The sequence below is a fragment of the Citrobacter sp. XY323 genome, from assembly GCF_025106035.1.
GTDB classification, from domain to species: domain Bacteria; phylum Pseudomonadota; class Gammaproteobacteria; order Enterobacterales; family Enterobacteriaceae; genus Citrobacter; species Citrobacter braakii.
Genome location: NZ_JANYUK010000018.1, coordinates 1 through 12613, shown reverse-complemented (window position 1 = coordinate 12613; position 12613 = coordinate 1). Strand labels below are relative to the sequence as shown.

Annotated in this window: 16 protein-coding genes and 2 pseudogenes; 15 read left to right on the top strand and 3 right to left on the bottom strand. The window is 52.8% G+C overall.

Annotation, left to right across the window (positions count from 1 at the left end; all coding sequences use genetic code 11):
* Positions 1–9 precede the first annotated feature (9 nt).
* Positions 10–237, top strand: coding sequence for a hypothetical protein (locus tag N0B36_RS21690; RefSeq protein ID WP_008322833.1), 228 nt, complete (start codon positions 10–12; stop codon positions 235–237).
* A gap of 521 nt (positions 238–758) precedes the next feature.
* Here N0B36_RS21690 and repE read toward each other — a convergent pair.
* The 3 genes from repE to umuD form a co-directional block, all read right to left on the bottom strand.
* The gene (gene repE / locus N0B36_RS21685) at positions 759–1511 is read right to left on the bottom strand and encodes a replication initiation protein RepE (RefSeq protein WP_057064184.1); all 753 of its coding nucleotides are present in this window, start codon (positions 1509–1511) and stop codon (positions 759–761) included.
* Between the two features lie 445 nt (positions 1512–1956).
* Positions 1957–3231, bottom strand: a complete 1275-nt coding sequence (locus N0B36_RS21680) for a Y-family DNA polymerase (protein ID WP_119173755.1) — start codon at positions 3229–3231, stop codon at positions 1957–1959.
* A complete protein-coding gene (gene umuD, locus N0B36_RS21675) occupies positions 3231–3653 on the bottom strand; it encodes a translesion error-prone DNA polymerase V autoproteolytic subunit (RefSeq protein ID WP_086530005.1) in 423 nt (140 codons plus the stop codon). Before umuD ends, N0B36_RS21680 begins: the two co-directional genes overlap by 1 nt.
* A gap of 291 nt (positions 3654–3944) precedes the next feature.
* Here umuD and N0B36_RS21670 point away from each other — a divergent pair, with 291 nt between their 5' ends.
* The 14 genes and pseudogenes from N0B36_RS21670 (at position 3945) to N0B36_RS21605 (ending at position 12470) form a co-directional block, all read left to right on the top strand.
* Complete coding sequence (locus tag N0B36_RS21670; RefSeq protein WP_008322836.1) at positions 3945–4898, top strand: plasmid segregation protein ParM; 954 nt, start codon at positions 3945–3947, stop codon at positions 4896–4898.
* Positions 4899–4903: 5 nt separating this feature from the next.
* Positions 4904–5293, top strand: coding sequence for a plasmid partitioning/stability family protein (locus N0B36_RS21665; RefSeq protein ID WP_086530004.1), 390 nt, complete (start codon positions 4904–4906; stop codon positions 5291–5293).
* Entirely contained in the window at positions 5280–5609 is a 330-nt protein-coding gene (locus N0B36_RS21660; protein WP_086530003.1) for a hypothetical protein, read from the top strand. The genes N0B36_RS21665 and N0B36_RS21660 overlap by 14 nt, the downstream gene beginning before the upstream one ends.
* 470 nt (positions 5610–6079) lie before the next feature.
* Positions 6080–7015 (top strand): DUF1281 domain-containing protein, encoded by a 936-nt coding sequence (locus N0B36_RS21655; RefSeq protein WP_086530002.1) that lies wholly within the window; start codon positions 6080–6082, stop codon positions 7013–7015.
* A 32-nt stretch (positions 7016–7047) separates the two neighbouring features.
* Positions 7048–7395, top strand: coding sequence for a hypothetical protein (locus tag N0B36_RS21650; RefSeq protein ID WP_086530001.1), 348 nt, complete (start codon positions 7048–7050; stop codon positions 7393–7395).
* A 376-nt stretch (positions 7396–7771) separates the two neighbouring features.
* The gene (locus N0B36_RS21645) at positions 7772–8452 is read left to right on the top strand and encodes a DNA methylase (RefSeq protein WP_086529999.1); all 681 of its coding nucleotides are present in this window, start codon (positions 7772–7774) and stop codon (positions 8450–8452) included.
* Positions 8452–8673: a hypothetical protein gene (locus tag N0B36_RS21640; RefSeq protein WP_057064193.1), complete on the top strand. Its 222-nt coding sequence runs from the start codon at positions 8452–8454 to the stop codon at positions 8671–8673. The genes N0B36_RS21645 and N0B36_RS21640 overlap by 1 nt, the downstream gene beginning before the upstream one ends.
* Before the next feature lie 44 nt (positions 8674–8717).
* Complete coding sequence (locus N0B36_RS21635) at positions 8718–9137, top strand: DUF1380 family protein (RefSeq protein ID WP_086529998.1); 420 nt, start codon at positions 8718–8720, stop codon at positions 9135–9137.
* 52 nt (positions 9138–9189) lie between these two features.
* Positions 9190–9968 (top strand): annotated as a pseudogene (locus tag N0B36_RS21630) (hypothetical protein).
* A gap of 398 nt (positions 9969–10366) precedes the next feature.
* Positions 10367–10795 (top strand): antirestriction protein, encoded by a 429-nt coding sequence (locus tag N0B36_RS21625; RefSeq protein ID WP_086529996.1) that lies wholly within the window; start codon positions 10367–10369, stop codon positions 10793–10795.
* 18 nt (positions 10796–10813) lie between these two features.
* Positions 10814–11284 (top strand): DUF1380 family protein, encoded by a 471-nt coding sequence (locus tag N0B36_RS21620; protein WP_233600773.1) that lies wholly within the window; start codon positions 10814–10816, stop codon positions 11282–11284.
* Between the two features lie 44 nt (positions 11285–11328).
* The gene (locus tag N0B36_RS21615; protein WP_057064197.1) at positions 11329–11739 is read left to right on the top strand and encodes a hypothetical protein; all 411 of its coding nucleotides are present in this window, start codon (positions 11329–11331) and stop codon (positions 11737–11739) included.
* Between the two features lie 13 nt (positions 11740–11752).
* Complete coding sequence (locus N0B36_RS21610) at positions 11753–11944, top strand: hypothetical protein (RefSeq protein WP_057064198.1); 192 nt, start codon at positions 11753–11755, stop codon at positions 11942–11944.
* A 171-nt stretch (positions 11945–12115) separates the two neighbouring features.
* Positions 12116–12470 (top strand): annotated as a pseudogene (locus N0B36_RS21605) (DNA polymerase III subunit theta).
* Positions 12471–12613: the final 143 nt, after the last annotated feature.

Here is a 12613-nt window from a genome sequence, read left to right as displayed (position 1 = left end):
AGGTTCTCTATGAAAGGCCCGAAAAGTACTATCAAAATTGATCCACCAAAAGATGATGAACCAACTCTGGATGTTACAGGACGAAGCGCAGCTCCTGAATCTTCTGTGAAGCCTATCCAGATAAAAGTACCTGTCTCTAAGCACAAAGAAATGAAAGCTTATGCTGCGGAGCAGGGGATATCTATGACTGAAATGATAATGGCTGGGTATGAAATGTATCGCAATAAAATGAAATAATGAAAGCATGATTTCATGAAATAATGATAATCAACTTCACAGACTAACTCTTAATGCCAGGTTTCCACTGTTATAGATATCCCTGGCAGAAGGGGAACGACAGGAACGATAACTAGCTCTACAAGCAAAATGCAGGCAACTTTATAACGCCACCCCCTTTCCTCGGCGGAAAAGAGATACCACTAATTTTTTCCCAATGATGCACTTTAAGGTTTCACGGGATGTAAAGTGTGACAAATTGCACTCAACTTTAGGGCAACCAGGAGAATTACTCTGTTAGTGTTTAACATTTCTTCTGTGACAAAATGCCCTGAAAGAAGTGTGACAAATTGCTCTTAGCTAAGAGTGACAATCTGCCTTCAAAAAAATATAGGGGTTCAGGCTTGATTTCGTGGGTATCAGAGAGCTGAAAACCATCCCAAGTGTGACAAATAGCCCTGAGTCCACCATTATCTGTGACAATTTGCCCTGAGAAAGTGTGACATTCAACCCTCGAAAGTGTGACTATCTGCCCTCATGATTTAGAGAGAGTTTGCTACTATATCACTGAAAGAAAAGACAATATGAGTTGTCTGTCGTCCTTTCTTTTTCTCTATATAACTCAGCCGCATCGGCGTTCTGCTATTGATTTCATCAACACTTGCCTGAAGGAAACGGCGTCGAAAATCAGGCATTCGTTGATAACTTTGCGGCAGCTGGTAACGTTCCATTATCCAGTCTACTTTGAGCGACACACAGCCTGAACCATCGGGTTTTCTGTACTGGCAGAGAGATTCATACAGCCGCATAGCATAGGGATTAGTTATCTCCTTTGTTTCGCTAAGCCTGAATTGGGTAAATCTGTTCTGCAAACCAATAAAAAATGGAATCAGATAGGGGTTTATATGAACACTGTACAGTCCTCGGGAAGGGCTGTGTGCACGTTTAATGAACCAGGGGAAAGACTCTAACCCTTTTTCACCGTTAGCATCCTCTTCAGGTCGGTAAAATACGACCTCTTTACCAGCAAAGCCTTTGAGCGCCTGACGTATATCCTTACTGGCTTCGGCAGAGGTTAATCCAAATGTTGCTGCATAATGAGCTACCTGTATTTCACAGATACCATCATGCTCCTGAAGCGAGCCATCTGATTTACGGATCTGATCGACGAACAAATACAGCATACGCTTCTGATCACGAGAGAGACTATAAGCTGCTTCGGTAAGCTCATTAGACTGAACTATACGAGGGCTATTTTTGCGCTTTTTATGGTTTATTACCGCAACTTCCGTCATGACCGTTCCATTTAAAATGTGACAGATTTTAAGATTGTCACATTTCATCAAAAAGAGTCAACAGGTAAGGATAAGTTTGTGATTCAAATAGATCGCAGAGGGCAATTTGTCACAGGGTTAAGGGCAGATAGTCACAGTTCAATAGGGTAAATGAGGGTGATTTGTCACAATGAAAGGGCAAGTTGTCACAAAGGATCCTCTGTAACCCGCACCACATAAGGGCTCAAAGGGGGTCTAAAAAGGTAAACCTAAAAACTAATTTAAAAAGATCTTATAAAAATATGACGGTGGATAAGTGGATAAGAGCTTAAAGAAGAGGGCTAACATTAGATACTAGGCGTAAGCAGAACATGCTGGTACCTTTCCCTGGTGCTTCCTCGCTCACTCGCGGGCGATGCCCGGTCGCTCGGCTGCGGCGAGCACTGCCTCCTTTCTAAAAACGGCTTTATCCAATCCTCGCAACGGGTATTTCTTTCCAACGAGTAGTGTACGCGGGGGAAAGCATGTCACGCTTCATTTGCCATTCAGGTGCAATCCCACGCCCAGCAAACCATATTTTCCCGAGTCCTGAATGGTTAATACCATCCAGGGTTTTCATCAGTTGCATGCTCTGTTCCCGCGGCTGCACTTCATCAAACAAATTGAGCTGAGAAACCCCGGTTGGAGTGAAATCGTTGAGCATACAGCCCGCCTTTGCATAGCGGTGACCATCCACCCAGATCCTGTCCAGTGCTTTCACTGCTGCGGCTATGATGTCCCGTGTATCCTGCGTGGGGATGAGCAATTTTTCACTGGCCAGATTACCGTAGTAGGGTTCATTTACGGCAAACGGCGATGTTTTCAAGAACACGGCAATATGCCTGCAGAATTGACGCGCGCCGCGCAGCTTTTCGGCGGCACGTTCAGCGTGCTGACAGACAGCCTGCCGCATCGCCTCATAAGTCGTGACACGTTCACCAAAGCTCCGGCTGCAGACTATCTGCTGTTTGGGGGGCGGTGCTTCCTCCAGTGAAATACAGCTTTCTCCATTGAGTTCCCGGACCGTTCTCTCCAGAACCACATTAAAATTTTTCCTGATGAACGTTGGATTCGCGCGGGCCAGCTGCAGTGCTGTGGTGATCCCCATTGTGTTCAGCTTCTTTGAGATCCTGCGACCCACCCCCCAGATTTCCTCCACCGGCTGCAGTGACAGCAGTTTTTCTGTACGGCGGGGATTACCCGGCGTTAACGCCAGTACGCCGCCAAATTGTGGCCACTCTTTGGAAGCCCATTGTGCTGACTTCGCCAGGGTTTTCGTAGGTCCCATTCCGACGCCGATGGTCAGCCCCGTGCCGGAACGAACGTGCTCACGCAGCTGCCGGCCGAAATCCTCGAAATCGATGCAGCTGTCAATACCGCGAATATCCAAGAACATCTCGTCAATGGAGTACTGCTCAACGCGTGGCGCCAGCGCTTCCAGATGAACCATGACCCTGTTCGACATGGAGGCGTAGAGGGCGTAATTACTGGAGAACGCGATGACCGGCTCCGGAAATTTTACCGACTTCAGCTGAAACCACGGCACTCCCATTTTTATGCCCAGCCGTTTCGCTTCAGCGCTGCGCGCGATTACACAACCATCGTTGTTACTCAGAACCACCACAGGCCTGTCACGCAAATCGGGACGAAATACTTTCTCGCAGCTCGCGTAAAAACTGTTAACGTCAGCCAAAGCAAACATCAGTCTGTGCTCCGGGTTTTGTGTATAAAAGCCGTCACCACCCCGAAAATCTGCAGTTCTTCCGGATAAAGCGTGGGGTAGGCTGGATTCATCGGCAGCAGGGCGATACGGGGCTTCAGCTGCAGGCGCTTAACGGTGAACTCGCCATCTGTTTCCGCGATGACAATATCCCCCTGCATGGGTTTCTCAGCTTTGTCGACAATCATCAGGTCGCCGGAATGCAGGCCCATGTCTTTCATTGAATCCCCGATAGCCCTGACGAAGAACGTTGCAGCCGGACGTCGGATACAGTAGGCATTCAGGTCTAGTTCCTCCTCCGTGTAATCGGCGGCCGGCGACGGAAAACCCGCTGGGCAACGTTCGGTGAACAGCGGGGCAGTGGACTGCACCGGCTCCTGTTCGGGAGCAAGAAAAAGTAACACGGCATACCTCTCAAAATACCTGTTTATATATACAGTATTATTTCTTCTTTTTTCTTTTTCGCAAGTGTTCTGTATGCCGACGGCTTCATCATGTTGTATTCGCGATGAATATTTCTTTGCTCAACGCCAGACCCGACATCTCTTTACTTGCTCAAATTGTTCTCTAATTTATCTCAATTAGTGCTCTTTTTTTATTGATAGGGGCTGTCTTTTATGTATAATTCACAAATGATTCTCTAATATTTCTCGTTTTGTTCTCTAAGGCGTTTTCAACTACCCAGGTGACATTCAATGAAAATTTATATCGATGACGGGTCAACTAATATCAAACTTCAGTGGAAGGATGATGAGGTCAGGCAGTCAATCAGCCCTAACAGCTTTAAGCGTGAATGGGCTGTTGCATTTGGTGGACAACAAGCGTTCAACTATATGTTGAATGGTGAGCAATACTCTTTTGATCCTATCAGCCCTGATGCTGTGGTTACCACGAACGTCGCCTGGCAATACAGCGATGTGAATGTTGTTGCCGTTCACCATGCGTTGCTTAATAGCGGGATCGAACCTTGTGAAGTCGATGTGGTAGTGAGCCTGCCTTTATCTGAGTATTACGATAAAAATAACCAGCCTAATAAGGCAAACATTGAACGTAAAAAAGCGAATCTGTTGCGGCCGGTCGAACTTAATGGTGGCAAGACTTTCACTATTAAGCATGTCGAGGTTATGCCCGAGTCCATCCCAGCAGGTTTTGAGGTGGTAAAAAATCTTAACGAACTGGATTCACTCCTGATTGTTGATCTGGGGGGAACCACGCTTGATATTTCTCAGGTTATGGGGAAAATGCGCGGGATTTCGCGTATTTATGGTGATTCAACCCTCGGGGTATCCTTGATCACCGGTGCGGTAAAAGAGGCTCTGTCCGTGGCAAGAACCAAAGGGAGTAGCTATCTGGCTGACGATATTATAATTCATCGTAACGATGCTTCTTATCTCTCATCACGTATCAATGACACGTCACGAATTGAACTGGTTCGTGAAGCGATTGAGAACTCTCACCACCGTCTTGTTAACAGGGTTATTGAAGCCATCAGCCGCTTTGAGGGATACTCCCATGTAATGGTTATTGGCGGAGGTGCTGAATTGATCGCCGATCATGTGAAGAAACACTGTGGGGTCAGGGAAGAACGCTTCTATAAAACTCGTTCATCCCAATTTGATCTCGTTAACGGCATGTACCTTATTGGATAAAAACAATGGATACGCGACGCAAAATCACGTTTTACCTGAATCCTGAAACCAACGAAGCGGACCGTTTTGTCTGCCAGAAAACAGATGAAACACCCCAGGGGGAAAGGGGACGTTTATGGCGCGCCGCGCTGCTTACAGGGTTTGCTTTTGGAAAGCAGGATGAGCGTCTTCCGTTTCTGTTCAGCGAGTTACTGAACAGGAATACATCTTTTGACGATCTGATGCAGTTGCTTAAAGCGGTTTACCCTCGTGAAGTCGAAGCGCTTTTACAGGGCAGGATAAAGGAAAATGTACCAGTTGAACGGACTGAGACTAATTTATCCTCTCAAACCCCCAATGCTGATGATGAAACCCGCAGCAATGCAAAAGGGTTATTCTATAATGCCGGTGGTTGATGCCAGGGAACATGGAAAGCTTATCCGCCAGTTCCTGAAGAACGCCCGGGAGATACAGGAGCTCGGGCTTATTGAGGATATTGAACATCAGACGCTGTCTGAAATTCAATCCAGTCTCATAAAGATGTCTTCGCCTGGAGCTGGCTATAAGCACAGCTGTCCACGACATGGTAGCCCCTGGGAAGAGGCTGAAATTCAGCACCTTATTGAACAGGCTGGTTCATCAAGTTTCGATGTCGGGAGTTTTGCCAGTGAATACCAGCGGCGACCTGAATCCGTCATTAAATACATGAAAAAGCTGGGACTGACAAAATAGTCAGTATTTCCCACCCTCTGTTTTTGCTCAAAAAAAATACAACTCCCTCCTATGGGCATTGCACCTGTAATACAGCGTGCTGTGTCCAGCTTATCCACAGACTTTTCCTCCCTTAACTGTGGACAGGGCTCGTGTCATAACAATTCTCTTTCGCTCCCATCACTGATGTTCTTCTTACCGGAATCAGCCTGCCACCCGCTGCCAGTGTGCCGCGCCCGGACGGACACGGGACGGGCTTCTTTATCGCTCAGGCCCGGCGTCGTTGTGATTTTACGCCATGCCCTCGCCAGTTTAAGGCGCGCCCTTCAAGCCGCTTTCGCGGCATATCCTGGCCGTCGAAACAACTGACGGCTGCGGTATTCCACGGTCGGCGTTGACCCGTTACCGGACGCGACGAACAGGCAGCGTGCGGCAGGGAACGGTATCGCGGTGATGCCTCCTGCCCACCCTGACTGTGTAAGGAGCTTCCCATGCCGAACTGGTGTGCCAACCGACTGATGTTCAGTGGTATTCAAAACAGTGATGTCCTCAATACGTGGATTGCCGGAGGCGGGCTGTCCCTGCATCGCCGCGCCAGAAAAGAAGGTATCCAGCTTTTCCTGGCAGGCTACGCGAGGATACTGCGCCCTCTGACAGAGCAACATTACGCGCCATATCCGCAACTGGTTTCTTACAGTGCGGCTGCAGACAACCGGCCTTCAGCCCAGGCATACAGCGACTGGCTGGCGATGTTTATGGCCGGAGCTGTGCTGGATGTGGAAACCTGCCAGAAGCTGCATCAGTGCTGGCTGGACAGCCATATCGGGCATGCCCGCTGGGCTACCCTCAGTGAACCGGAACAGGTGGTCATTCGGCAGTTGTACCAGCAAAAATCATGCGACTGGGGGGACAGTTTCCGGCCTGCGCCGGTGGAGGAATGGTGGGACAGCCTGTGTGACGCCGGTTCTGCCGTACCTGCTGCTGAGCCAATGGATTTCCGCGACGTGCTGCCGACGCGTCTGGATATTGAGGTGAACGGCTTCAACGGTGGTCTGCTGACGGGTGTCCCGTCGTCATATGACCACTATCTGACCCGGTACGGGTGTAAGTGGCCGGTCGGCTATGAGGCAAATATCTGTTTCGCCGGAGAGAACACGCTGACGGTGGATTTTGACACCCCCTGGAGTCCGGTTGGCGAGGACGTTGTGGCTGAACTCAGTCAGCGGTATTGCGGGGAGGTGGAGCACTGGTTTGCAGAGCAGGGCTGCAATTACTGCGGTTATGCCCGGTACGTCAGTGGCGAAACGGACGTGTACATCACGGACGAGCTGGAGTGGGGCGAAGCTGACCCGGACGATGAGGACAGTTTCCCGGACGTAACCGGCCCGGAGTGGATTATCAACAACGTGGCGCATTTAGGCGGCTGACCGGAGGCGGGCGGGAAACCGCCCGGAATAACATGGAATTAAATCTGAATACCTGGCTTGTTGGCCTGAGTGTCGATGTCGATGGCACTGAAATGATGGTGTATTACCTGGTTTCCGCGAGTGACCTGGCGCAGGCCGAAGCGGGCGTAATGGAAATGGGACGCACCTGGTGGCCATCGCTGCAACGCGAGGATGACCGGCATCGGTGGGAATATGCCGCAGGCGTGGTCTGGTTTAACAGCATCGTTCTGCTCGATGACGTGGAGAACAGTATCCTGCGTGGCCTGAAGTTCCTCGATGCGTGGACCGTGACCGGCGCGCCGGATGCGCCGGTACTGCGCGACGAGTGGGGGAATGACTGGCGGGATATCACCCGCTGACGGAATGCCGGGCAGGCCGACTGCCCGGTACTTCAGGCTGGAATAATGATGTCGCGCTGCTCCTCATCCATGCCGCGCGTGGCGCGGGGATATCCACTGCCCGGAGCCAGTGTGCCGCGCCCGGACGGACACGGGACGGGCGGCGTTTCCGCTCCTGTCCGGCGTCGCTGTAATTTTACGCCATCCACTCGCCTTTTAAGGAGCGCCCTTCAAGCCGCTTTCGCGGCATATCCTTGCCGTCGAAAAAACTGACGGCTGCGGTATTCCACGGTCAGCTTGACCCGTTACCGGTCGCGGCGTACAGGCTCCGGGCAGCAGGGAACGGACGTCGTGCCGACGTCCTCCTGGGTGCCCCCTGTAACCACGAGGTGTCTCTATGTCCCGTTTTATCCTGGGTAACTGCGTCGATATTATGTCCGGCTTTCCGGATCGCGCCGTTGATTTCATCCTCACCGATCCCCCGTATCTGGTCGGGTTCCGTGACCGTTCCGGGCGCAGTATTGCCGGTGACAAAACCGATGAATGGCTGCAACCCGCCTGCAATGAGATGTACCGCGTCCTGAAAAAAGACGCACTGACGGTCAGTTTCTACGGCTGGAACCGCGTCGATCGTTTCATGGCCGCGTGGAAAAGTGCCGGATTCAGTGTCGTCGGGCATCTGGTTTTCACCAAAACCTACTCGTCGAAATCGGCCTATGTCGGCTATCGCCATGAATGCGCCTATATCCTGGCGAAAGGCCGTCCGGCGCTGCCGCAGGACCCGTTACCGGATGTGCTGGGCTGGAAATACAGCGGCAACCGCCACCACCCGACCGAAAAACCTGTTACCAGCCTGCAACCGTTGATCGAGAGCTTCACACACCCGAACGCCATTGTTCTCGATCCGTTTGCCGGTTCCGGCTCCACCTGTGTGGCCGCCGTCCAGGCTGGGCGCCGTTATATCGGCATTGAGCTGATGGAGCAGTACCACAAAGCCGGGATTACCCGCCTGTCAGCCGTGCAGCGCGCCATGCAGCGCCCGGCCGCCAACGACGTCTTTTATCCGGAGGCCGCGTGATGAACTACGACGGACATGAGGCCCTGCGCCACGATATTGCCGGGCTGGCAAACAATTTATGTGACCTGAAAACCACCATGAAAGTGCTGGAAGAAAAGTATCACTACCGGCATGACGGGCTGCCGGAGCGGCTCGCCGGGGTAAGTTTACGCCGTGCCAGTGAACTGCTGGATAAGGCATTCAATCAGATCCTCATGCTGGACGAGAGTTTTCAGGACTGACGACGGGCGGCGTTGCCGCCCCACAGAATTAACGGAGAAAAAACATGTACGGAACCTGTGAAACCCTCTGCCGGTTGCTGAGTGAGCAGTATCCCGCAGAAACCCCGCTGACCCTGATTATCTGGTCGCCAGCGGATATCGAAGGGCTGGCTGACGGCATTGAATGTGCCGTTTCTGAACAGGACATAAAGGCGGTGCTGGCGCGTATAGATGCCATACCGGAAGACCAGCGCCTTGATTCTGGAGTGCCTTCTTGTGCGGTGATGGACCTGATTGATCAGGTGAAAGAAGCCGTTCCGGCGGTGATGGTGCCGGCTGACCTGCTTGAAACCCTGCTGACGACCGCCGAACAGGCGTTGTGGCACAGGGAATGGACCGCCCGCGACGGTAATCATCCGGTGCCGGAAAGCGTGACCCGCCGCCTGGCTGATACGGCGAAAGTCCGCGCCTTACTGAAAAACTGAATCCCCACGCCGCCCCGGCGGCGTGGACTGACCCCGTTCAGAGGAACCCATTATGCAGGAAACCACCACCTTAAACGCCCTTGTGATGCGCCGTGCGCGCGATTTGATTGCTGATTATGGATGGCCCGACCATACCGATGTTGAACAGTGTGCTCCGCACAAACCGGGATGGATAAGCATTTATGTCCGTCTGGATGCAGTTGATATCGTTCACCTGCTGCCTTTGCTCTGTGTCGGTGACGTACCCGCCGCGTTGCAACGTGCCATGACAAAAATAACAGGAACACAGGCACAGATTATTTTGTCCGGCAGCCGTTATGCCGACGACCCGCAGCTTCCGGAGGACGGGACACGGATAACTTTTCCCTGGGCCGGGGAATGGCTGACAGAGCCGGAGATTCAGGCGGTAACGGACTGCCTGTCCCGCGCTGTGCGGGATATCTCCCGGCAGGTTCGGGAAGATGCACGCCGGATACAGGCAGCGCTGACCACGCGCGGGGAAACGCTGTTTTACCGGCAGACCCGAAATTTCCGTCTGGTGGTGAAGGAAAACGATTTGCCCTGCTGGCTGGACGACGATGACGACAGGATACCGGTGGTGCTCGATGCCATCCTGAACAAAGGGGCGCGTTACAGTGCCGTGGAGTTCTTTGTTATCAGTGACAAAGTGGATCAAATCCTGCATGTGGCCAGATGTGTGATGTGCTGCGTATTCCCGGGGAGCCTCCGCGCCGGTGGATGGATTTAACCCTGTTACATGAGGTCATGGCAGAAGCGCGCGCAGAAATCAGTCTTGTCTGCAATGCCCTGTCAGCAATCCGGCCAGTGTAGCGAACAGCAGGGGGCGGAGGCCCCCTGAATCAACCCTGAAGGATGTCGCCGGCTCCGCTTTTATGGCGGCCCCGTCCCTGCGTGACGTGGCCTGGTGGTTTTCCACTCTGTCAGTCCGGTGTCGTGTGCGGGCTGTGCCGTGCATCCATCGTAGTCGGGCTGTCGGGGATACAAGGGTAAAGTGCACGCGGCGGTCACCCGGTCCTTCCTTCACGTCAGCCGTTATCTTCCGGTCGTTCGACCGCTCAGGTTTCACGGTCTCACCCTTCAGCTCCCGTCTGCCGTGCGCGTCAGGCTGCGGCTTCCCTTGCGCCCTTGTATCCCCGACCGATCGCCCGACTGGTCTGGATGCACGGCACCGCCCGGTGTTGCGGAATATGTGATTACGGAGGTTTACCATGCAGTTAGCTACACGTCAGCACACCCTTAACGTCGAAGAATCCGACCGCCTTTCTTTCCTGCCGTACATGTTCGGCACCGATTTTATGCTGGCTGAATTACAGGTGTATGCCCTGGCAAAACAGTGGATGCCCGAATACAACGGGGGTTTCTGGCATTTCATCCGTCTGCAGGACGGCGGCGGGTACATGATGCCCGACTGCGGTCGGATTCACATGATCAACGGTGAAAACTGGTTTGATCGTACCGTCAGCGCCGACGCCGCCGGAATTATTCTGACCTCGCTTGCCATTAACCGCCGTTGCTGGACGCATCACGACTGTGGCAACGCCGCACTCACACACCTGTATATGCTGCGTGATACCCAGCTCTGGAATCACATCGTTTTTCACCCTGAATGCAACGCCATATACGCCGCACTCGACTGATTAACCGACGGGGCGGCGATGCCGCCCCGCTGTAACCGCCATTCATCAATTAAAGAGAAACATGCCATGTACGGAACCGTCAGTGAAATCTGTATTGCCTTGCTGAAACAGCATGAAAACAACAAAAAAATTGCCGTCATTACCTGGACGCCGGAGGACGTGCGGGAAGCGGGCGCGGAGTACAGCCCCACGGACGACGATGTGTCTTATGTGCTCCGCGTCATCGGTAAAGCAGGCAGTGCCGGAGTGTGGCGGTACGGGTTAGGACTGGAATTTGTCGCCGATGAACTCAGCAAAATCTCCGCTGCGCGGGCATCGCGCCAGATTGCTGTACCCGAAGATGCGCTGCGTGTCCTGTTGCCCCTGATGGAAGCCGGAATGAACATTCCGCGTTATCAGAGGGCGGACACGGCTGCCGAGGAATGCGCCGCGCTGGATATGCTCAAAACCCTGCTGGCAGTGCCGTTTACGCCGCGTCCGGCTGAATAACAGACGGGGCGGCGATGCCGCCCCTTTTTTAAAAGGATAAAACTATGTACGCACCCGTGAAAGAAATCATGACCGATCTCCTGAAATATAACCTGTCATCCGATGAAGCATTGCTGGTTCTCTGTATTACCCGTGAGGACATCCGCATGTTGACCAGTGAATGGCCTTTGTCCGAGGACGATATTACGTGCGTCATGCAGCGACTGGATGCGACGTATGATCAGGGGGCCGATGTGAGCATGGTCCGTGGCATCACTGAAGAACTGATGGACGAGCGCCGCGCAATACGTGATGTCAGCGTTCCGGCCAGAGCATTGCAAAAAATAATGTTACTGGCAGGCAGTGAACTAAATCGGTTGTACGCCGTGGCAGAAGAAGGGGGTGGTAATGCAGATGCATTTGTGGCTGAAGAACTGGACGCCATGCGCCAGTTACAGACCGCGATCGACGCATAAGAAGGAGTGAGCCGTGAATATTAAACCGGAAACCCGCGAAATTCTTCGCCAGTACAAAGCACTGATTAATGCCCGCCGCCGTGATGCCGACCAGCGCGAACTGACAACCGCGCAGGTCGTGGATGAAATCTGCGAGTACATGACCTGTCAGTGTGCCGTGTACATCGGCGGTCACTTTATCTTACAGGGAGGAAAGGGCAGGTAAGCATGATGGCAGGCGGTTATGCCGCCTGTCAGCCCGCGCGAAAAACCCTGCAGGCTGGCGCCTGCGGGAGGAAGGACTCGCGCCGCGCTTCGCGCCGCTCCCCGTCCTTTTCCCCCCCTGACTCAGATGGCGTACACTTACCGCCGGTTTCCCTTTCTGTCGGAGTATATGATGTCCGGATTTAATCTCGCCGCAACATCGAAAGAAGAGCAGGATAAGGTGGCCATTGACCTGGTCGCTTCAGGCGTGGCGTATAAAGAAAGGCTGGCTATGCCGGTGGTCGCTGAACTGGTGGTCAGAGAGCTGCCTGAACATCTCAGAGCGTATTTTTGGGGGCGGTTGCACTATTACCGTCAGTTCAGTGAGCAGCTGCCTGACAAAAATGCCCCGGAATATGCCAGAAAAGAGGATGAGGTTAAAAAGTAGCGTCAGTCCTGAAGCATTCTGCCTGTCGCTGGCCGGATTTTTCTCATGCCGGGTGATAGTTTTGTCTGGCCAGTGTGTGAGGTTTTTTTCCTGCCGGTGATAATACACTGCCTGTTCCTGTTCCTGTTCCTGTTCCTGTTCCTGTTCCTTCTGCTGCTTCCCTGTGTTTTTGAAATCTAAAATGTCAGGGTGCTGGCCCCCTTCGGCTCCTGACCAGCTGGCGCTGTCCAGTCGTCGAGCCCC